Raw genomic sequence first — 20,917 nt, 5'->3', positions numbered from 1 at the left:
CGAAGCTCGTGTTTCCTCGACGTGATCCGTGGCGGGACCGCGTGCGCCGGTCAGCCCGGCGTGTTGTCGGCGCGCAGCCGTACCTGTTCCTCCAGCCGCCGCAGGCTGGCGTCGAGGGCGTCCTGCACGTCCTCGCCGCCCGGGTCGTGGCTGTCGTCGAAGAACGACAAGTGCACCGTCACCTCGCTGGCCCCGCTTTCCAGACCGGCCACCTGGAGCCAGCCGGCGTAGCTGCCCCGATCGCGGGTGCCCCATTCGAGCCGCAGCTGTTCGGGCCGGGACCGCAACAGGGCGGGAGTGTCCTCGTCGCGGTGATCCTCGTGCACGGTGACGGCCGGCGGGTCGTCGGCCTGCACGTGCAGGGCCGCCGGCAGCCAGGCATCCAGCTGGTCCACGTGGGCGGCCTGGTCGAAGACCTGCTCGGGCTGGGCGGGCATCGTGCGTGAGCGTTCGTACTCGGTCATCGGCGCATCCTTCCTCGATTCGGCGCCCTGCTGCATCCGACAGGACGCGTTCCCGGCCTGCCGGAACCGAACCGGTGGCGGAAGGGAAGGGAATCCGGCGGTTCGGCGGCGCCGGACCGGCGTCGGACACCGCGCCGAATGGGCACGTCCCCGGCGGGAACCCGGTGAGCGCAGCAGGCATCCACATGTCTTTCCGGGAAGAGGGATCATGAGTCTCTTGCGCTTGGCCGGCCGCCCCCTGCTCGCCTCCATGTTCGTAGCCGGCGGCCTGAACTCCGTTCGCGACCCCAAATCGGTGACCGACTTGGCCGAACCCGTCGTACAGCCGGTCACCGAGCGCGTCACCGCCATGCCGGACCGCACCGACCAGGTCGTACGGCTCAACGGCGCCGTACAGGTCGCGGCGGGCGTCCTTCTCGGGATCGGACGCGTCCCCCGGCTGTCGGCGCTGGCCATCGCCGCCACCCTGGTGCCCACCACGCTGGCGGGACACCGCTTCTGGGAGGCCGAGGACCCCGCCGAACGAGCCGAGCAGCGTATCCACTTCTTCAAGAACCTCTCGATGCTCGGCGGCCTGCTCATCGCGGCCGACGACACCGCCGGCCGTCCCTCTGTGAAGTGGCTCGGCCGCCACAGCGCCCACGACCTGCGCCGCGAGGCCCACCTGGTACGCCGCTCGGTCCGCGCGACGGCACGGCCCTCCGCCACGGCGGGGCGTGTCCGCGCCAAGCTGCCCGTCTGACCGGGCCCGCAGGCCGGTCCCGCGGGTTCGAGCCGCCCCGCAGTCACACCGGCGATCCGACTGGCTGCCGTACCCCTGGGCCAGCGGAACAGAAGACCGAGGGCTGAGCGCGGCGTCCGGCAGGTCAGACGGTGTGCCCTTGTGCTCTCAGCCAGCGGTGGACGGCCTCCTTGTCCGCCGGGGTGATCCGGACGCGGCCCTCCACATGAGGGCCCTCGTCCTCGTTGAAGGCCGTATCGGTGACCCGGGCGGTGACCCAGTTCGCCAGGTCCCCGGCGGCCCGGCCTGACAGTGAGCCCCGCTCCCAGCCGGCGCGTGCCTCGTGGGCCGCGGGCCGGTCGTGCCGCTCGGTCTCCTCCAGCCAGGCCGGTACCAGCCGCTCGACGACCTGCCGCTCGGCGAGCGGAGCCGACTGCTGTTCGCGCTTGCTGTCCATGCCGTACGGGTGCCCCGATCCCCCGCCGGGAAAGTGCCGCCCGCCACCCTGCGGTGGTCGTGTCGAAGGCGGTGCCCCGGGTACTCGGGCCTCGCCGTCACGGTCCTGGCGCGACGGTCCCCGGCTCGGGATCGGACAACGGGCAAACCGGGGCAGGCCAGGGCAGACAGGGGTCGACCAGGAAAGGGGGCAGAGATGGGACAGCACGCCGACGACAACGCTCTCGACGAGCGTGCCGGCGTCGCCGAGCTGCGGCTGGCGACGGGAGATCCCGAACTCGTCCCCCAGAACGAGGTGCTCACGGGCGAGCTGCCGCTGGATCGCAATCAGGCGATCCTGCAAGCCGCCAAGCAGGTCGGCTCGATCCTGAAGCGGAAGGGGCACCCGTTCGCGCTCGCGGGCAGCGTCGCCGTATACGCGCACGGCGGCGCCCAGAACCTCCAGCACGACGTCGACTTCTGCATCCGGCCCGAGGACGCGCAGGCCGTCGCCGAAACCCTCCGCGAGGCCGGTCTACAGGTCTTCACGCCCCCCGAGGACTGGCTGCTCAAGGCCAACTGCCTCGGACAGCAGGTCGACCTCATCTTCGAGCTGGCCCACCAGCCGGTCGACAGCGAACTGCTGGCGCGGGCCCAGGAGCTGTCGGTCGACTCGGTGTTCATGCCGGTACTGGCACCAACCGACCTGGTGCACGGCCTGCTGGCCGCCTTCTCCGAGCACCACTGCGACTTCGGGGCGGTGCTGCCGATCGCCCGTACCCTGCGGGAACGGGTCGACTGGGACGCGCTGCGCCGGGCCTGCGGGGACGCGCCGATGCCCGACGCCTTCTTCTATTTTCTGGAACGGCTCGAGGTCATTCCGCCCAGGCCGAAGGAGGAACAGCGATGAGCGAGCCCGTCAGGGAACCCGCGGGCGGAGCCGGTCACGCCGACCGCGGCGCCGAGAACGTCGAATACCGCGTCGCACATCTGCGCGACCGGCTCGCCGCGGAGGAACTCGGTGAACTGGGCGTGCGCGCCGAGATACGGGCCGGGGCGATCGTGGTCACCGGTACGGTTCCCTCCGCGCAGTGCCGCGAGACGGTGCTGCGGACCGTCCACCAGGAGCTGGCGGGGCTCGCCGTGCACACCGACATCGTGGTGGCGGAGACCGACTTGCCCGATCATGCCGAGGAGTTGTCGTGATCCGCGTCGCCGCCGTCGGGGACATCCACATGGGGGCCGACACCCAGGGCCTGCTGCGGCCCGCCTTCGAGACCCTGCACGAATGTGCCGACCTGCTGCTCCTGGCCGGGGACCTCACCCGGCACGGCACGCCGGACGAGGCACGGGTGGTGGCCCAGGAGGTGCGGGGGCTGCCGGTTCCGGTCGTGGCGGTGCTCGGCAACCACGACCATCACGACGAGCGGCCCGACAAGGTCACCGCCATCCTCCAGGAGGCCGGCGTGACGGTCCTCGAAGGCGAGGGGGCGGTCGTGGAGTGCGGCGGAACCCGGATCGGCATCGCCGGTACCAAGGGCTTCGGCGGCGGGTTCGTCGGACGCAGCGCCGGGGAGTTCGGCGAACCGCTGATGAAGGAGTTCGTCCGCTACACCCGGCGCTCCGCGGACGCGCTGTGCACCGCGCTGAAGGAACTGGAGGGGCAGGACTGCGAGGTGCGGGTCGCCCTCACCCACTTCTCCCCCGTGGCCGACACGCTCGCCGGCGAGCCGCCGGAGATCTACCCGTTCCTCGGCAGCTACCTGCTGGCCGAGGCGATCGACACCGCGGGCGCCGACCTCTCCGTCCACGGGCACGCCCACAGGGGCACGGAGCACGGGATGACGGCCGGTGGCGTACGGGTGCGGAATGTGGCGCAGCCGGTCATCCGGCGGGCGTTCAACGTGTACCAGCTGCACACCACGTGACGGCGGCCCGGCCTCAGACCAGTCCGTGACCGGGCGTAGGACGGTTGGCCGGGGGCACTCGGCGTCCTGACGGGTCCGCCCGGGATCCGCCGCCCTGGCTGGAGGTGAAGGGCATGGCACATGGAGGAAACGTCATCGACGAACTGGTGACCGATCACCGCGAGGTCGAGGACATCTTCGGACGCATCGAGGCCCTGCCGTCGGGTGACAAGGACCGCAAGGTGTACGCCGACCAAGCCACCATGGAGCTGGTCCGGCACTCGGTGGCGGAGGAGGCCTATCTCTACCCGGCCGTGCGAGAGCACGTGGCGAACGGGGACGCCACGGCCGACAAGGAGATCGAGGACCACTCCAGGGCCGAGCGGATCATGAAGGATCTGGAGGGCTGCGACGCCGACGATCCCGAGTTCGACCGGCTCGTCGGCATGCTGATGAACGAGGTCCGCTCGCACATCACCGACGAGGAGGCGAACCTCTTCCCCAGCCTGCGGGCGGCATGCTCCGCCGACACGCTCGACCAGTTGGGCGACAAGGTCCGCCAGGCGAAGAAGATGGCGCCGACCCGACCGCACCCGTCCGCCCCGGACACTCCCCCGGCCAACAAACTGCTGGCACCGGGGACCGGAATGGTCGACCGGCTCCGTGACGCGCTCACGGGCCGCGGCAAGCACGGCTGACCGGACATACGGGGGGCCGCGGGGCCGTCACGCCGGTTCCCCTGTCGCCGAGCCGGCCCCGGGCACACCGTGGTGGCGGGCCCGGGTCCCGGCCGACACCGCCGACCCGTGCACCAACAGGCACCGGGATCGCGAAAGTCCGGTCGACCCACGCAACGGGAGGGGGAGCCTGAAGCACGCCGGACCGGCCGCCCCCGGCGACCGAATGCCCCGGGCACACCGCCCGTCGCTCCCTACCGCGCCGCGCCTCAGGCGATGAGCGCCTCTCCCGATCCCAGGCGCTCCAGGAGCTGGGCCCGGTGCAGTTCGGTCACGGGTGCGAGGAGGTCGGGGTGGCGCAGCAGCGCCGCCGCCCGGCGGTCCGCCTCGTCGGGCGCGAGCAGGCGGCGGAACTCGACCGGCGCACCGGCCGTGTGACCGCCCTGAGCGAGCGCGGCCACCGCCAGGCCGGCCAGTTCCGGGTCGGTGAGCAGACAGGCCGCCCAGCTCGCCACCACTTCGTCGACCCAGGTGCGCCAGGCGCGGTCGTCCGCGTCATCGGCGGCGGCTCCGTCGGCGCCCGTGATCCAGTCCAGCCGGGCGGAGCCGCCGGGGCCGGCCATGTGGACCAGCCCCGCGTCCATCGGCGTCGGATATCTGAGCCAGGCCGCGACGGTCACGGCCTGCCGCGCCTGCACCTCGCACAGTGCGGCGGCGAGCGCGCCGCCGCCCGACGGGTAGGCGCACGTCAGCCACTGGGCGGTCGCCGCGATGAGCGGAGAGAGATCTGCGAGCACTTCCGGGCCGTCCGAACTGCGTTGCGGTGAGGACAGGGGGGACTGCACCGAACGGTAGCCCCAGGCGCGATCAGGAAGACATGAGCCGGACCTCGTCGGCGAAGTGGCTTCGGCCACACCGGGCGTCCTGCGGATGACACCCACCGGGAACGGTCAGACCGGCGAGACCTGGGCGACCGGGCCGGCCATCGGTCGCGGCACCAACCTCAGACCCGCCCACCCTCCCCACCGCAAGGCGGCGCCGTACTCGCCCGCACCACCAACCGGGTCGGCACCAGCGTCGTACCCGTCTCCGGCCCCACCTGGCGCATCTTGCGCAGCACCGCCTCCACGCAGAGCCGTCCCACCTCGGCGAAGTCCTGGTGGACCGTGGTGAGCGGCGGGAGGAAGGAGCTCGCCTCGGCGATGTCGTCGAAGCCGATGACGCTGACGTCCTCGGGCACCCGGCGACCGTGTTCGTGGAGGGCGCGCAGCAGGCCGAGGGCCATCTGGTCGTTGGCCGCGAAGACCGCGGTGCACTCCTGCTGGGCGGCGAGTTCGAAGCCGACGCGGTAACCGGACTCCGCCGACCAGTCGCCCCGCACGAGGGGCGGCGCGCTCCGGCCGGCCTCGGTGAGGGCCGCGCGCCAGGCGTCCGCACGGCGCTGGGCGGCGAACGAGCCCTCGGGACCGGCCAGATGCCATACGGTCCGGTGCCCCAGGTCGAGGAGATGGCGTACGGCGGTGCCGCTGCCGCCGGCCTGGTCGGTGTCGACGACCGTGTAGCGGTCTCCGGCGTCGGAGTCGACGACCACGACCTGGACGTGCGGCGGCAGGGTGACGGTCGCCGCGTCCAGCAGGTGGACCTCCATGATGACGATCACCGCGTCGACCGCGAGTTCCTCCAGCCGGGAGAAGGCGCCCCGCACCTCGTCCTGGGTCGGCACGGCGACCGGCAGCAGAGTCACCGCGTATCCCTCGTGCGCCGCGGAGTTGGCGATCGCCTCCAGCGTGCGCACATTGCCGGTGGTGGACAGCGAGAAGGTGATGACGCCGATGGTGCGGAACTCGCCCCGCTTCAGCGCCCGGGCCGCGCTGTTGGGCCGGTAGCCGAGCTCCTTCATGGCCGCGAGCACCTGCCGGCGGGTCTCCTCGTTCACGCCGGCATAGCCGTTGGAGACCCGGGAGACGGTCTGCGACGAGACTCCCGCCAGCCGCGCCACGTCCGCCATGGAGGCGCCGGTCCGGCCCCGGACGCGCCTCGGACCGTCGCCGGCCGCTTCCCCCGAACCGCCCGCCGCCGCCCCCGCGGCCGGTCCGGGCACGCTTGTCGGCGTTCTCTCAGCCGTGTCCACTCGCCGTCCGCCACCTCTCCGCCGCTGTTACGTCACGGTTTCCGCAGGTTCCGCAAGGGACCCTTGACCCCTGTCAACGGGGCAGTGTAGACATGCCGCCATCGGATGTTTACGTAAACATAACAGCTCACGGCATTTCCGGAGCAGTCGATGTTTGCGTAAACATCGGTGGTGCGGTCCACGCGACAGGCGTCCGGCCGTATCCACCGGTTCCAGAACGTGGACGAGCGAGGAACGACATGACGACGCTGCAACCGCCGGTGGCCGCCGAGCCCCGGCCGGTACCACCCCCGGCGAAACGAGACCGCCGCTCCTGGACAGGGTGGGGGTTCATCGGCCCCTTCGCGGTGGTGTTCGCCTTCGTCTTCCTGGCTCCCATCGGGTATTCGATCTATCTCAGCCTCTTCCGCGACAAGCTCATCGGCGGCACGAGCTTCGTGGGCCTGGACAACTACACGCAGGCCCTGAAGGACGACCAGTTCTGGTCGTCCCTGGAGCGGGTGTCGCTGTTCCTGCTGATCCAGGTGCCGATCATGCTCGGCATCGCCCTGCTCGTCGCACTGGCACTGGACAGCGGACGCCTTTACGGCAGGGACTTCTTCCGCATCACGATCTTCCTGCCGTACGCCGTGCCCGCCGTGGTCGCCACCCTCATGTGGGGATTCATGTACGGCACGAAGTACGGGCTGGTGGGCGACATCAACTCGGCCTTCGATGTCACGATGCCCGATCCGCTCTCGGCCGATCTGGTCCTGGCGTCGATCGGCAACATCGTGACCTGGGAGTTCATCGGCTACAACATGCTGATCTTCTACTCCGCGCTCCGGGTCATCCCGGCCTCGCTGTACGAGGCCGCGGAGATCGACGGCGCCGGGCAGATCCGTGTCGTCACCGCCATCAAGCTCCCCGCGATCCGCGGCGCCCTCGTCATCGCGACGATCTTCTCGATCATCGGCAGCTTCCAGCTCTTCAACGAGCCGAGCATCCTGCGGCCGCTGGCGCGCAACGCCATCACCACGGACTTCACCCCGAACTTCTACACGTACTCGCTGTCCTTCAACGGCCAGCAGCACAACTACTCCGCGGCGGTCGCCATCATCATGGGGCTGATCACCATGGTCATCGCCTATGTCGTGCAGCTCCGCGGCATGCGCAAGGGAGCGTGACCCGATGAGCAGCACGAGTAGCCCCGTCACCACAGGCTCCCAGTCCGCGTCCGCTCAGGCAGCCGGCGGATCCAAGAGCGCGGCCCGACTGCGCACGCCCCGCAAGAAGCATGTTCCCGGGCGCCCCAAGCGCAGCGTCCTGCTGACCGTCCTCACCGGCCTGATCATGCTCTACACCGTGGTGCCCCTGGTGTGGCTGGTGATCAGCTCCACCAAGTCCCAGGAAGGTCTGGCCGACTCGTCCGGACTGTGGTTCGCCCACGACTTCGCCCTCTGGGACAACATCAGCCAGACGTTCACGTACGACGACGGCATCTTCGTACGCTGGCTGCTGAACACCCTGCTGTACGTCGTGCTCGGTGCCGGAGGCGCCACCTTCCTGGCGATCCTGGGCGGTTACGCGCTGGCGAAGTTCAACTTCCCCGGAAAGCGCGCCGTGTTCGCGGTGGTCATCGGTGCCGTCGCCGTGCCGGGCACCGCCCTCGCGGTCCCCACCTTCCTGATGTTCAGCAAGATGGGGCTGACCGACACCCCGTGGGCGGTGATCATTCCTTCGCTCGTCTCGCCGTTCGGCCTGTATCTGATGTGGGTCTTCGCCACGGAGGCGATCCCCGTCGAACTCCTCGAGGCCGCGCGCATCGACGGAGCGGGCGAGGTGCGCACCTTCTTCCAGGTCTCCCTGCCGCTGCTCGCCCCCGGCATCGTGACCGTCCTGCTGTTCACCACGGTCGCGACCTGGAACAACTACTTCCTGCCGCTGATCATGCTCAAGGACCCGAACTGGTACCCCCTGACTCTGGGTCTGGACGCATGGAACAACCAGGCCCAGACGATCGGCGGTGACGTGATCTTCAACCTGGTGATCACTGGCTCGCTGCTCACGATCGTGCCGCTGATCGCCGCGTTCCTGCTGCTCCAGAAGTACTGGCAGTCCGGGCTCGCCGCCGGAAGCGTCAAGGAGTAACCCACCCACTGGCCCCACACCCTCAGCCTCGCTCTTTCCCCTCGCCCTGTCCCACCCACGAAGAAGTGGAAGCACCTCCATGCGCAGAAACACCGGCCGCCTGCTGCGCGGCATCGCTCTCCTCTCCGCCCTCGCCCTGGGGGCAACCGCCTGCGGCGGTTCCGACGACGACAGCTCCAGCCAGAAGCCGGTCTCCGCCCAGGACATCCAGGCGGCCCTGAAGAAGGGCGGCTCGGTCACGGTCTGGGCCTGGGAGCCCACGCTCAAGACGGTCGCCGCCGACTTCCAGAAGAAGTACCCCAAGGTCAAGATCAACCTCGTCGGCGAGCGGTCCGGTGACAAGCACTACACCGCCCTGTCGAACGCCATCTCGGCCCAGAAGGGCGTCCCCGACGTCGCCCAGGTCGAGTACTTCGCGATGGGCCAGTACGCCCTCACCAAGGGCCTCACCGACCTGGCGCCCTTCGGTGCCGAAAAGCTCAAGGCCAAGTACACCCCCGGCCCGTGGAACGCCGTGACCCAGGGCAGTGACAAGGTCTACGGCCTGCCGATGGACTCCGGCCCCATGGCGCTGTACTACAACAAGAAGGTCTTCGACAAGTACAAGGTCGCGGTGCCGACCACCTGGGACGAGTACGTCGAGGCGGCCCGCAAGCTGCACAAGGCCGACCCCAAGGTCTTCATCGCCGCCGACGCCGGCGACGCGGGCCTGACCACCAGCCTGCTGTGGCAGGCCGGTTCGCGCCCCTACAAGGTCGACGGCACCAAGGTGGCGATCGACTTCGCCGACGCGGGCGCCAAGAAGTACACCGACACCTGGCAGAAGCTCATCGACGAGAAGCTCGTCGCGCCCATCAACGGCTGGACCGACGACTGGTACAAGGGCCTGGGCGACGGCACCATCGCCACCCTGCCCAGCGGCGCCTGGATGCCCGCCAACTTCGTCACCGGCGTGCCGAACGCCTCCGGTGACTGGCGAGCCGCCCCCCTGCCGGCCTGGACCAAGGGTGACAAGGCGAGCGCGGAGAACGGCGGCAGCTCGCTGACCGTGCCCGAGCTGGCCAAGAACAAGGAACTCGCCTACGCCTTCGTCGAGTACGCGAACGCCGGCGACGGCGTGCAGACCCGCATCAAGGAAGGCGCCTTCCCGGCGACCAACGCGGAACTCCAGTCCCCCGCGTTCCAGAACACCAAGTTCGACTACTTCGGCGGCCAGGAGGCCAACAAGATCTTCGCCGAATCCGCCGCCAACGTCGCCGACGACTGGTCGTACCTGCCCTTCCAGCAGTACGCCAACTCGATCTTCAACGACACCGTCGGCAAGGCGTACATCTCGAACACGAAGCTGGCCGACGGCCTGAAGGCCTGGCAGGACGCGTCCATCAAGTACGGGAACGAGCAGGGCTTCACCGTCGAGAAGTAACCCGCACTCCGTACCCCGCGCCCGGCTCGGCGCACACCGGAAGGACCACCATGATCTCCACCCTCCTGTCCCAGTTGCACGGGCCGGACGGTGATTCCACCCCCCGTATCGCGTACGGCGCCGATTACAACCCGGAGCAATGGCCGCGCGAGGTGTGGGCGGACGACATCCGGCTGATGCACGAAGCCGGCGTCACCATCGTCTCCGTGGGGATCTTCTCCTGGGCCCGCATCCAGCCGGCCCAGGACGAGTGGGACTTCGGGTGGCTCGACGAGGTCATGGATCTGCTGCACAAGGGCGGCATCGGGGTCGACCTGGCCACCGCTACCGCGTCCCCGCCCCCCTGGCTCACCACGGCGCACCCGGAAATCCTCCCGGTGACCGCCTCCGGTGAGACGGTGTGGCCGGGGGCGCGGCAGCACTGGCGGCCCACCTCGCCCGTCTTTCGCACCCACGCACTGCGCCTGGTGCGGACGATGGCCGAGCGATACGCCGGTCATCCGGCCCTGGTGGCCTGGCACGTCTCGAACGAGCTGGGCTGCCACAACATCTACGACTACTCCGACGACGCGGCCCGCGCCTTCCGGGACTGGCTGCGTTCCCGCTACACCACGATCGACGCCCTCAACCACGCCTGGGGAACGGCGTTCTGGTCGCAGCGCTACAGCGACTGGGAGCAGATCCTGCCGCCCCGGCTGGCCGCCTCCCATCCCAACCCCACCCAGCAGCTGGACTTCAAGCGCTTCTCGTCGGACGTGCTGAAGGACTATCTGCGGGCCGAACGGGACATCCTGCGCGAGCTCACGCCGGATGTGCCCGTCACCACCAACTTCATGGTGACGCCCGGAACGAAGGGCATGAACTACCCGGACTGGGCTGAGGAGATCGACTTCGTCTCCAACGACCACTACGTCCACCCCGGCCCGCAGGACCGCGACGAGCTGTCCTTCTCCGCCAACCTCACCAGCGGCATCGCGGGCGGCCGGCCCTGGTTCCTGATGGAGCATTCCACCAGCGCCGTCAACTGGCAGCCCGTCAACGTCGCCAAGCGGCCCGGCGAGCTGGCCCGAGACTCGCTGCTGCACGTGGCGCACGGCGCCGACGCGGTGTGCTTCTTCCAGTGGCGGCAGTCGGCGGCCGGCGCCGAGAAGTACCACTCGGCGATGGTCCCGCACGCCGGTGAGGACAGCGAGCTGTTCCGCGCGGTGGTGGGCCTCGGCGCGGATCTCAGGACCCTCGCCCCCGTCGCCGGGTCGGAAAGGGAGCCTGCCCGGGTCGGGATCCTCTACGACTGGGAGTCGTGGTGGGCGAGCGAGCAGGACTCCCACCCCACCGCCCTGCTCGACTACCGCCAGGAGGCGCTCGACTGGTACTCGGCGCTGCTCGGCCTCGGCATCCGCGCCGACCTCGTCACCACCCGCGCCGACCTGACCCGCCATCAGGTGCTGATCACCCCCGTGCTGCACATGGTCCCCGCCGACCTCGCCAAGGAGCTCACGCGCTACGCCGAGCAGGGCGGCCATCTGATCACCACGTACTTCTCGGCGGTCGTCGACGAGAACGACCACATCTGGCTCGGCGGCTACCCGGGCGCCCTGCGCGATCTGCTCGGCATCCGCGTCGAGGAGTTCGGCCCGCTGCTGTCCGGGGACACGGTCGAACTGGACGACGCCACCACCGGCAGCCTGTGGACCGACCGGATCACGGTCACCGACCCTCAGACACAGGTCCTGGCCCACTACCGCACCGGCGTACAGGCCGGCCGACCCGCCGTCACCCGGCGGCGGACGGGCGGCGGTTCGGCCGCCTACGTGTCCACGCGGCTCGGCGTCGCGGGGCTCACCGCCCTGCTGCCGCGCCTGCTCGGGCCGGCCGGCGTGGAGAGCGAACTGCCCACGGACGTACGCGGACTGGTCGAACTGACCGTGCGCCGCGGCGCCGACAGCCGGTTCCTGTTCCTGGTCAACCGCACCGACAGCGCCGTGCCGGTGCCCGGTCTCACCGGCGATGTCCTGCTCGGCACCGCAGGCGCCGACGGCACGCTCACCCTCGGGCCAAGGGCCGTCGCCGTACTGCGACAGCCCACCGGCTGAGGCCCAGCACCGGGCGCACCCGCGCACCCACGACTCCTCGGACGGCACGCACCCGTTCGAGGGCCGTCCCTCCCGCTCGCGTGGCGGGAGGGGCCACGACAGCGACCACACTTCAGTTGGGAGCACATCGATGGCACGCCGTACCCGCAGCAGACGGTTCCTCGGGGCAGCCGCCCTGACGGCCCTGGCCACCGGGGCCGCCCTGCTCAGCGTCCCCGCGCAGGCCGAGGCCGCCGCCTCCGTCACCGTGCAGCCGGACCCGTCGTACCAGCAGGAGAAGTTCGAGGGCTGGGGCACCAGCCTGGTCTGGTTCGCCAACGCCACCGGCGACTACCCGCCTGAGATACGCGAGAAGCTGGCGAAGCTTCTCTTCGGCGACGACGGCCTGGCGCTGAACATCGCCCGCTACAACATCGGCGGCGGCAACGCTCCCGACGTCAAGGACTACCTGCGCGCCGGTGGCGCGGTCGAGGGCTGGTGGAAGGCGCCCGCGGGCACCACCCGCGAGGACACCGACTGGTGGAGCGCCGACGATCCCGCCGACTGGAACAAGGACGCCGACGCCACCCAGCGCTGGTGGGTGGACCGCATCAAGAAGGACATCACCCACTGGGAGACCTTCAGCAACTCCCCGCCCTGGTTCATGACCGAGAGCGGCTACGTATCCGGCGGATTCGACGCCAACGCCGACCAGTTGAAGGCTGACTCGGTCGACGACTTCGCCGCCTACATGGCCGGCGCGACCAAGCGGCTGGAGAAGGCGGAGGACATCAAGGTCGACACCGTCGACCCGTTCAACGAGCCCAACACCGGTTACTGGAGCACCCGCCTGGGCGCGGACGGCGAACCGGTCGGCGGCCGTCAGGAGGGGGCCCACATCGGCCCCGAGCTCCAGCAGAAAGTGCTCGCCGCGCTGGCACCGGAGCTGAAGAAGGCGAAGGTCAAGGCGGAGATCTCGGCGATGGACGAGACCAACCCGTCCATCTTCGCGCAGAACTGGAACACGTACTCGCAGGAGTCCCGCGACCTCGTCGACCAGATGAACGTCCACACCTACGGCACCGGTCAGCGCACCACCGCGCGGGACCTGTCCAAGGCCGCGGACAAGCCGCTGTGGATGAGCGAGGTCGAGGGCGACTGGGGCGACGGCCAGAGCTTCACGGACATGCGGCCCGGTCTCGGCCTCGCCCAGCAGATCGTCAACGACCTGCGCGAACTGGAGCCCAGCGCCTGGGTGTTCTGGCAGCCCGTCGAGGACTACGACAACATGAAGCCCGGCGGCGAGTCCGCCAAGGGCGGCAACTGGGGCAGCATCCAGCTGCCGTTCAGCTGCACGTCGAAGGACACCCTCGAGTCCTGCCCGATCTACACGAACACGAAGTTCGACACCGCCCGCAACTTCACCCACTTCATCAAGCCGGGCGACCGGCTGATCAAGACGAACGACACCTCCAGCGCGGCGGCGGTGACCAAGGACGGCAAGGGCGCCTCGCTCGTCCACGTCAACAGCACCACCGAGGCCCGCACGGTCACCGTGGACCTGTCCAAGTTCCGTGAGGTGAGCCGGTACGCGACCGTCACGCCCGTCGTGACCGACGCCGACGGCAAGCTCCAGCGGCACGCGCCGATCAAGGTCGGCGACCGCCGGGCCACCTTCACCGTGCCCGCGCAGTCCGTGACGTCCTTCGTCGTCAAGGGTGTGTCCGGCGTCGCGAAGGACGCCCCGCTGCTGAAGAAGGGCCACGACTACACCCTGACCGGCGTGCAGAGCGGCAAGGCGGTGACCGTCGCCGGCAACGGCACGAACCTGGTCATCGGCGCGGGCAACGGGACGACCGCCCAGCAGTGGCAGCTGAGCGGCCGGTACGGCGAGACCGGCGCCCGCCAGCGGTACGTCTTCACCAACCCGGCCGAGGACAAGCGCCTGGCCGTGCGGGACAACGTCCCCGTGGTGGAGGCCGACACCGGCGAGCGGGACGCCGCCACCGAGTGGATCATGTCGACCACCGGTGACGGAACCTGGACCCTGGTCAACGCCGCCACCGGACGCCTCCTGGAGGTCGGCGGCCAGGCGACGAACGAGGGCGCGGCCGTCACGACGTGGTCACCGAACTCCGGCGCCAACCAGCGCTGGACGGTCACGGACGTGACCGCGGCGACGGCGGACTAGGTCCATCGGCGTCCCCGGCCGTCGGGCGGACGGCCGGGGACGCCACGTTGCTCCGTTCGAGTGGTGCGTCCCCCGTCACGGTCGTACCGTCGGTACCGGCAGGCGCGGGCACGAACGGCCGGGAGCGGACATGGTGAGACTCAGGGTGACCAAGGCGGTCACGCTCTGTGCGGCCGTGGCGTTCGCGGCGACGATGGGTACGGCCTCCGCCGCCCCCGGGGCGGCACCGTCGGCGGTGCACGCCGTGGCACAGCCGTCCAAGGACACCGTGCTCGTCGACTGTCTCTGGAAGCCCCACGTACGCCCCGCCGACTTCGTCCTCGCCTGCGGTGACGGCAACAGCCGCCTCACCTCACTGCGCTGGTCGCAGTGGGACACGGACAAGGCGGTGGCCAAGGGCCGCAACCTCGTGAACGACTGCGCGGCGGGCCGGTTCCACTCGTATCCGGTCGTCGTCCGGCTCGACCACCCCGAGAAGTGGACCAAGCATCCGCACCAGCAACGCTACGACCGGATGAAGATCACCTACACCGCCGACCGGCCCGAGCGGCTGGAGCGGGTGGTGACGTATCAGCTGTGGAACTGACCTGACCGTCAGGTTGTCTCCCCCGGCCCTCGCCCCCTGAGGTCGGCGATCAGCCGTTCACTCGTCACCGTCCGGTCGTCCTTGTGGGCCTCCCACCGCTCGAAGGTCTCCGCCGCCGCATCCGCGAAGGAACCGGGCAGGCCGCTCGCACGCCAGGCCTCGGCGATCTCCCTCATCTCCGGCTCCCAGCGCCAGGCCCTGGGACCCGCGCTCGCCAGCTGCCGCGGCCCGGCCAGCGGAGTGCCGGGCAGCAGGTGCGCGGCGAGGTCGCGGAGATCGTCCAGGACCCCGTGGTCGTCGGCCAGGGCGCAGGCCTGGGCGGCGAGTGCGTACGAGATCTTGTTGTAGGCGGCGAAGGCCAGCTTGAGCGCCGACGCCCGGCCTGCCGGACCGGCCAGGACGACCGGGGTCAGCAGGGTGCCGTCGAACAACGTCCGGACCGTCTCCATGGCCGCGTCGTCACCCGACAGGTACAGCCGCGTGGTGCCGGCCTCTCGGGGCGGCGGCCCGGTGATGCCTCCGTCGGCCAGGGTCGCCCCGTTGCTCCCCACCACCTCGGCGATCTGCTCCGTACGCCGTGGGCTGACCGCGTTGGCGTCGACGTAGATCCCGTCGAAGCCGGTGGCCGCCACCTGCCGGGCGACGTCGAGAGCGGCGGCCGGAGGGCACACGCTCAGGACCACGGCGCACTCGGCGGTCAGCTCCGCCATGCTGCCGGCGGGCCTGAGGCCCAGCTCGGCGGCCCGCTCCCGCGTGGCGACCGAACGTTCCTGCGGCAGCCACCACACCGTGGCGCCCGCTGCCACGGCCTGCGCGGCAACGCGGGCTCCCATGGAGCCGGGATGCACGATCCCCACGTCTGCGTGAATCATGCGGGGACCTTATCGCCGCGTACGGCTCACTCATGCCGTGGGGTCCCGCGCCTGAAAAGGGTCAGCTCTGACTCGCGTGCACGGGGCTGTGGGACACCTCGGGCGGGCACGACCGCTGCCGCGCGCTGCGGTCCCGCAGCCAGTCGCGCACCGCCGCCGCGAGCGCGGCGAGCACCGCCGCGATGCCGGAGCCGAGGGCGATCGCGATCGCCGACCGGTAGTCGTCGCCGCCCGCGCTCAGCACCAGGTAGAAGAGTCCCGGCAGGGCGGCCGTGCCGATGGCCCCGCCGAGCCGCTGCCCGGTCTGGAGTGCGCCGCCCGCGGCTCCCGCCATCCGTACCGGCACCTCCCGCAGGGTCATCGTGACGTTGGGCGAGATGACGCAGCCGCTGCCCATGCCGCCGACGAACAGCGCGGGAGCCGCGAGCCACACCGCGGTGTCGCCGGGAACGAAGCGCAGGATCAGCGCCGTCGCGCCAAGGCCGAGGACCACGGCGGTGAGTCCGCACACGGTCAGCAGCCGGCCCAGCCGCTCCACCAGGCGTCCGGCCACCACCGCGGCGACGGCCGACCCGATGGCGAACGGCGTCACCGCCAGCCCGGACCGCAGCGGCGAATACCCCTCACCGTTTTGGAAGTAGAGGGCGAACACCAGCCACACACCGCTGAAGCCGACGAAGTACAGGGTCGCGATGGCGGCCCCGGCGGCGTATCCGCGGGTGGCGGTGACCAGCCGCGGATCGAGCAGGGGCTGCCCGCCCCGCGAGCCGACACGCCGTTCCCAGCGGGCGAAGGCCACCAGCAGCGCCGCGCCCACCAGGAGAAGCCACCACAGCCGCTGGACACCGCCGGATTCCGCCATCACCAGCGGCAGCATCAGCGCCAGCACCCCGGCGCCGAGCAGCGCGACCCCCGGCAGGTCGAGCCGTTCACCGCGGCCGGGTGGGAGCTTCGGCAGCAGCCGCAGTCCCAGCACGAGCGCGAGCGCACCGACGGGTACGTTGACGAGGAAGATCCAGCGCCATCCCTGCGGCCCGTCGGCGAGCATGAGGATGAGCCCGCCCGTGACCGGGCCGACCGCGCTGGAGACGCCGACGGTGGCCCCGAAGAGACCGAAGGCCCGGCCGCGTTCGGCACCCCGGAACATCTGCTGGATCAGGGCGGAGTTCTGCGGAGCGAGACACCCCGCGGCAACGCCCTGGGCCAGCCGGGCCGCCACCAGCAGCCCGATCGAGCCGGCCGCGCCCGCCGCCGCGCTGCACACCACGAAGGCCGTCAGCGCCAGCAGGAAGACACGGCGCCTGCCGATCGCGTCGCCCACCCGCCCCGCGGTCACCAGGACGAGGGCGAACGCCAGGGCGTACCCCGAGACGACCCACTGGATGGCGGGTGCCGACGCGTGCAGGTCCTCCCGCATGGACGGCAGGGCCACGGCGACGATCGTCACGTCCAGCAGGCTCATGAATCCGGCCACCAGCGTCACCCACAGCGCTTTCCACCGCCTGGGATCGGCCCCTTCGGCCGCGTGCGCCGGGTCTTTGCCCTGGGCACTCTCCTGCGCCTCCATGCCCACAGGAACCCCTTCCGCCTTCACATTCCCTACACGATCACATCATCTGACCTTCACCAAAGATGTAGGCTCCTGTCGCTCTATTCGCACAACAGGGGGGTTTCCTCATGCGTATGCGCCATGTCCTGGCGGCCACGGCCACCGCCGCCGGTCTGATAGCGGCCGTGACGGCCGCTCCGGCACAGGCCGCCGAATACTCGTCGGCGCTGAAGGTCAAGGGCGTCCAGTACGACGCGCCCGGCTCGGACTCCAACAACTGCTCCACCGGCAACACCAAGAGCGAGTACCTGACCGTCAAGAACTACTCGTCCGCGACGACCGTCAACCTCAAGGGCTATGTCGTCAAGGACGCCGCCGGCAACCGCTTCGTCTTCCCCGCCAGCCACTATCTGCAGCCCGGCGACTACGTGAAGCTGCGCGGCGGCAGGGGCACCGACTCCGACGCGAACAACGTCGTCTACCGCCAGAACTGCAACTTCATCTGGAACAACGACAAGGACACCATCTACCTGGTCAAGTCTTCCGGCAGCCGGGCCGACGCGCACTCCTACACGAAGAGCGGATCCGACCCCGACGGCAACGGGTACATCAACTTCCACGGCTGACGCGTCGTCACAGCCGGGCCGGCCGGCCGCTTTCGAGCACCGGCCGGCACGGCTCACTGACCGATCGTCACACCTCGGTGATCGTTGCACCGCGCGGGTGACACGCCGTCGACAGCGGAGGCCCCCTGGTGGGCCTTGAGGGCGACGCTCACCAAGGTCATCAGCAGGTCGATGTCCGACTCGCACTCCAGGTGGACGGTCACCCAGTGGGAACCGGGCACAAGCCGAATGGCGGTCGAGCCTTTCAAGTCGCCCCGCAGACGCCAGATCGCCGGTGCCGAGAGATGCACGTCGACAGCCCGGTCCGAATGGAAGTGCGCGATCTCGGCGCCGTCGGTGCGCAGTGCGCGACCCGTGCCACAACTGGGCGGGGCCTCCACGAGGTCCGGCCAGTCCGTCAGTCGGGTCATGGCCCGCAAGCCAGTCGTCATGCGTTCATCATGAGGAGATCACCCTCCGTCCATCAAGGTTTGCGGACAACGTAACCAGCCCGTAGCCTCACGCGTCATTCACCCCACCTTCACCGGTACGACGGGGACGCCTCGCGAAGCGCACAAGGCGGCTTCCTACCCTTGCGTCCGGCCCGAAGGGCGCCGAGCGCGGATCCGGCGCCCCGGCCGCCCCGAACCACCGTCGACGAAGGGTGATCTCCGCACATGCGCCTGCACCGCATACGCGCCTCGAGAGGTGTCACGGCACGCTCAGCAGCCGCGATCCTCGCCACGGCCCTCGCCATCGGCACCCCGGCCCCGGCCGTCGCGACCAGCGACGCGGCACCCCGGCCCTCCACGTTCGTGGACCCGTTGCTCGGCTCGGCGAACGGCGGCAACACCTATCCCGGCGCCACCCTGCCGTTCGGCATGATCGCCTGGTCCCCCACCAGCACGACCGGCGATCAGACCAGCACGGGAGCGGCCAACGGATACCAGTACGACACCACCCGCATCCGGGGCCTGAGCCTGACGCACGTCAACGGCGCCGGCTGCAACCCCGGAGCCGCAGGCGACGTACCGATCATGCCGTTCGTCGGTGACGTCACCTCATCGCCCTCGGCGGACACCAAGGACGCCGTCTACGCGGCGGACTTCTCGCACGCCGACGAGAAGGCCACGCCCGGCCGCTACACCCTCGGCCTCGCCTCCGGCGCCGCCGCGGACCTGGCCGTCAGCAAGCGCGCGGGCGTCGCCGACTTCAGCTTCCCGGGCGACCGGCCGGCGAATCTGCTCTTCCGCGTCTCCAACTCCCTCAACGGCAGCGAGAACGCGCACATCGACATCGACGCCGACCGGCGCAAGGTGACCGGCTGGGTGCACACCGGCGCCTTCTGCGGCCGGCGGGCCAACGGCGGCGTCAACAACCGCAAGAGCTACTACAAGCTGTACTTCAGCGCGTCCTTCGACCGCGCCTTCTCCTCCGTCGGCACCTGGAAGGACGGCACCCTCTCCCCCGGAGCGACGTCCGCGTCCGGCGGCGAGGGATACGCGACCGGAGCGGACCGCGCGGGGCGCGGCTCCGGCGGCTGGGTCGGCTTCGACCCGAGCGCCGACAACGATGTCCGCATGCGGATCGGCATCTCCTACGTCAGTCTCGCCGGGGCCGAGACCAACCTGCGCGAGGAGATCCCGCCGCAGGCCGGCGTGGCCCAGGTCGCCGAGGCGGGTGCCCGGGCCTGGGACCGCGAGCTGGGCACGGTCCGCGTCGAGGGGAGCACCGAGGCCCGCCGTACGGCCTTCTACACGGCGCTCTATCACTCCTTCATGCAGCCCAACCTGATCAGCGACACGGACGGCCGCTACCGGGGCATGGACCAGGCCGTCCACCGCGTGACGTCCCGGCAGGGCGCGCAGTACAGCAACTTCTCCGGCTGGGACCAGTACCGGGCCCAGATCCAGCTGCTCGCCCTGCTGAAACCCAAGGTCGCGGGTGACTTCGCGCAGTCCCTGTACAACTTCGCGCGGCAGAACGGCGGGGTCTGGGACCGCTGGGTGCACATCAGCGGCGCGACCCACGTCATGACCGGCGACCCGTCGGCGGCGACCCTGGCCACCTTCTACGCCATGGGCGTGCGCGACTTCGACTACGAGGGCGCCTTCGACTCCCTGGTGCGCCAGGCGACCGTGCCCCATCCGGACGGGCTGTCGGACGCCGGCTGCCCCGGCCAGTGCGTGGGCCAACGCCCCAATCTGGCCCAGTACCTGGACTCCCACTACGCGGCCCAGGACGTGTGCCACTGCTGGGGCGGGGCGGCGGAGACACTGGAGGACGCCGTCGCCGACTCCGCGCTCGCCGACTGGGCGCGCCTGCTGGGCCGGGACGCGCAGGCCAGGGCGTTCGGGGAACGGGCCACCTCGTGGCGCAACGTCTTCAACCCCGACGCGACGACGGACGGCGGCTACATCCAGGCCCGCGACCTCGACGGCTCCTGGCGGACCCCCTTCACCCCGAGCACCGACGTCGGCTTCGCCCAGGGCACCAGCGCCACCTACACCTGGATGGTGCCGCAGGACGTGCGGGGACTCGCCGAGGCCATGGGAGGGCGGGACGTGGCGGCGTCCCGTCTGGACGGGTTCTTCCACCGGCCCGACGGCTCCTGGTCGCTGCGCGGCGGTGACCCGCTGCGCTACGACGCCACCAACGAGCCCGGTATCCACGCCCCGTGGCTCTACAACGCCCTGGGCCGGCCGTGGAAGACACAGGAGACGGTCCGGCAGATCCTGGACACGGTCTACGGCACCGGCCCTTCGGGCCTGCCGGGCAACGACGACCTGGGCACCATGTCCGCCTGGTACGTCTTCGCCGCCCTCGGCCTGTACCCGCAGACGCCGGGCAGCGCGAACCTCCTGCTGGGCGCGCCGGTGTTCACCAAGGCCGTCCTGGACCGGGCGGGCGCGAGCGACATCACGATCAAGGCGCCGGCCGCCGACGCCACGCATCTGTACGTCGACGCGGTGCGGCTGGACGGACGCGCCCACGACGCCTCCTGGACGGGCCCGCGCCTGACTCTCCTGGGCGGCACGCTCACCTTCCGCCTGGCGCAGCAGCCGAACACCCGCTGGGCGAGCGACCCGGCCGGTCTGCCGAAGTAGCCCGCACCGGGCGGGTGGTCCCGCGGCTGCCGCGGGACCACCCGCCC

General features: G+C 70.5%; 20 protein-coding genes. 13 read left to right on the top strand and 7 right to left on the bottom strand.

All coding sequences use genetic code 11. The features are described 5' to 3' along the window. Positions 1–50: 50 nt before the first annotated feature. Complete coding sequence (locus tag AB0I77_RS25905) at positions 51–464, bottom strand: SRPBCC family protein (RefSeq protein WP_363285067.1); 414 nt, start codon at positions 462–464, stop codon at positions 51–53. Between the two features lie 208 nt (positions 465–672). On the opposite strand from AB0I77_RS25905, the gene AB0I77_RS25900 reads away from it, so the two are divergent. Further along, positions 673–1,206: a DoxX family protein gene (locus AB0I77_RS25900; RefSeq protein WP_363285066.1), complete on the top strand. Its 534-nt coding sequence runs from the start codon at positions 673–675 to the stop codon at positions 1,204–1,206. A gap of 124 nt (positions 1,207–1,330) precedes the next feature. On the opposite strand, the gene AB0I77_RS25895 is transcribed toward AB0I77_RS25900, so the two are convergent. Then, a complete protein-coding gene (locus AB0I77_RS25895; protein ID WP_363285065.1) occupies positions 1,331–1,642 on the bottom strand; it encodes a hypothetical protein in 312 nt (103 codons plus the stop codon). 195 nt (positions 1,643–1,837) lie between these two features. On the opposite strand from AB0I77_RS25895, the gene AB0I77_RS25890 reads away from it, so the two are divergent. The 4 genes from AB0I77_RS25890 (at position 1,838) to AB0I77_RS25875 (ending at position 4,225) form a co-directional block, all read left to right on the top strand. Then, on the top strand, positions 1,838–2,530 hold the full coding sequence (locus AB0I77_RS25890; RefSeq protein ID WP_363285064.1) for a hypothetical protein: 693 nt from the start codon (positions 1,838–1,840) through the stop codon (positions 2,528–2,530). Further along, positions 2,527–2,826: a hypothetical protein gene (locus AB0I77_RS25885; protein WP_363285063.1), complete on the top strand. Its 300-nt coding sequence runs from the start codon at positions 2,527–2,529 to the stop codon at positions 2,824–2,826. The genes AB0I77_RS25890 and AB0I77_RS25885 overlap by 4 nt, the downstream gene beginning before the upstream one ends. Next, positions 2,823–3,548, top strand: a complete 726-nt coding sequence (locus AB0I77_RS25880) for a metallophosphoesterase (protein ID WP_363285062.1) — start codon at positions 2,823–2,825, stop codon at positions 3,546–3,548. Before AB0I77_RS25885 ends, AB0I77_RS25880 begins: the two co-directional genes overlap by 4 nt. A gap of 113 nt (positions 3,549–3,661) precedes the next feature. Further along, positions 3,662–4,225 (top strand): hemerythrin domain-containing protein, encoded by a 564-nt coding sequence (locus AB0I77_RS25875; RefSeq protein ID WP_363285061.1) that lies wholly within the window; start codon positions 3,662–3,664, stop codon positions 4,223–4,225. 248 nt (positions 4,226–4,473) lie between these two features. Here the strand turns inward: AB0I77_RS25875 and AB0I77_RS25870 are convergent, their stop codons facing one another. Together AB0I77_RS25870 and AB0I77_RS25865 are read right to left on the bottom strand one after the other, a co-directional pair. Further along, on the bottom strand, positions 4,474–5,001 hold the full coding sequence (locus tag AB0I77_RS25870; RefSeq protein WP_363285060.1) for a hypothetical protein: 528 nt from the start codon (positions 4,999–5,001) through the stop codon (positions 4,474–4,476). Positions 5,002–5,207: 206 nt separating this feature from the next. Then, complete coding sequence (locus tag AB0I77_RS25865) at positions 5,208–6,212, bottom strand: LacI family DNA-binding transcriptional regulator (RefSeq protein WP_363285180.1); 1,005 nt, start codon at positions 6,210–6,212, stop codon at positions 5,208–5,210. A gap of 362 nt (positions 6,213–6,574) precedes the next feature. On the opposite strand from AB0I77_RS25865, the gene AB0I77_RS25860 reads away from it, so the two are divergent. From AB0I77_RS25860 to AB0I77_RS25835, 6 genes are all read left to right on the top strand, one after another. After that, on the top strand, positions 6,575–7,501 hold the full coding sequence (locus tag AB0I77_RS25860; RefSeq protein ID WP_363285059.1) for a sugar ABC transporter permease: 927 nt from the start codon (positions 6,575–6,577) through the stop codon (positions 7,499–7,501). Positions 7,502–7,505: 4 nt separating this feature from the next. Further along, positions 7,506–8,465: a carbohydrate ABC transporter permease gene (locus AB0I77_RS25855; protein WP_363285058.1), complete on the top strand. Its 960-nt coding sequence runs from the start codon at positions 7,506–7,508 to the stop codon at positions 8,463–8,465. A 79-nt stretch (positions 8,466–8,544) separates the two neighbouring features. After that, positions 8,545–9,888: a sugar ABC transporter substrate-binding protein gene (locus AB0I77_RS25850; protein ID WP_363285057.1), complete on the top strand. Its 1,344-nt coding sequence runs from the start codon at positions 8,545–8,547 to the stop codon at positions 9,886–9,888. Between the two features lie 50 nt (positions 9,889–9,938). After that, positions 9,939–11,981, top strand: coding sequence for a beta-galactosidase (locus AB0I77_RS25845; protein ID WP_363285056.1), 2,043 nt, complete (start codon positions 9,939–9,941; stop codon positions 11,979–11,981). A 130-nt stretch (positions 11,982–12,111) separates the two neighbouring features. After that, positions 12,112–14,151: a glycoside hydrolase gene (locus tag AB0I77_RS25840; RefSeq protein ID WP_363285055.1), complete on the top strand. Its 2,040-nt coding sequence runs from the start codon at positions 12,112–12,114 to the stop codon at positions 14,149–14,151. Positions 14,152–14,281: 130 nt separating this feature from the next. After that, on the top strand, positions 14,282–14,737 hold the full coding sequence (locus AB0I77_RS25835; RefSeq protein WP_363285054.1) for a hypothetical protein: 456 nt from the start codon (positions 14,282–14,284) through the stop codon (positions 14,735–14,737). Between the two features lie 8 nt (positions 14,738–14,745). Here AB0I77_RS25835 and AB0I77_RS25830 read toward each other — a convergent pair whose 3' ends face one another. Together AB0I77_RS25830 and AB0I77_RS25825 are read right to left on the bottom strand one after the other, a co-directional pair. After that, complete coding sequence (locus AB0I77_RS25830) at positions 14,746–15,609, bottom strand: DUF1932 domain-containing protein (RefSeq protein WP_363285053.1); 864 nt, start codon at positions 15,607–15,609, stop codon at positions 14,746–14,748. A 61-nt stretch (positions 15,610–15,670) separates the two neighbouring features. Next, positions 15,671–17,176: an MFS transporter gene (locus AB0I77_RS25825; RefSeq protein ID WP_363285052.1), complete on the bottom strand. Its 1,506-nt coding sequence runs from the start codon at positions 17,174–17,176 to the stop codon at positions 15,671–15,673. A gap of 110 nt (positions 17,177–17,286) precedes the next feature. Between AB0I77_RS25825 and AB0I77_RS25820 the strand changes: the two genes are divergently transcribed. Then, on the top strand, positions 17,287–17,784 hold the full coding sequence (locus tag AB0I77_RS25820) for a lamin tail domain-containing protein (RefSeq protein WP_363285051.1): 498 nt from the start codon (positions 17,287–17,289) through the stop codon (positions 17,782–17,784). Positions 17,785–17,837: 53 nt separating this feature from the next. Here the strand turns inward: AB0I77_RS25820 and AB0I77_RS25815 are convergent, their stop codons facing one another. Beyond that, a complete protein-coding gene (locus AB0I77_RS25815) occupies positions 17,838–18,215 on the bottom strand; it encodes a luciferase family protein (RefSeq protein ID WP_363285050.1) in 378 nt (125 codons plus the stop codon). A 225-nt stretch (positions 18,216–18,440) separates the two neighbouring features. Between AB0I77_RS25815 and AB0I77_RS25810 the strand changes: the two genes are divergently transcribed. Continuing rightward, on the top strand, positions 18,441–20,870 hold the full coding sequence (locus AB0I77_RS25810) for a GH92 family glycosyl hydrolase (RefSeq protein WP_363285049.1): 2,430 nt from the start codon (positions 18,441–18,443) through the stop codon (positions 20,868–20,870). Positions 20,871–20,917 lie beyond the last annotated feature (47 nt).

The sequence above is a fragment of the Streptomyces sp. NPDC050619 genome (assembly GCF_040654815.1).
In the GTDB taxonomy this organism is placed as follows: Bacteria; Actinomycetota; Actinomycetes; order Streptomycetales; family Streptomycetaceae; genus Streptomyces.
This window is presented reverse-complemented; position numbering and strand designations above follow the sequence as displayed.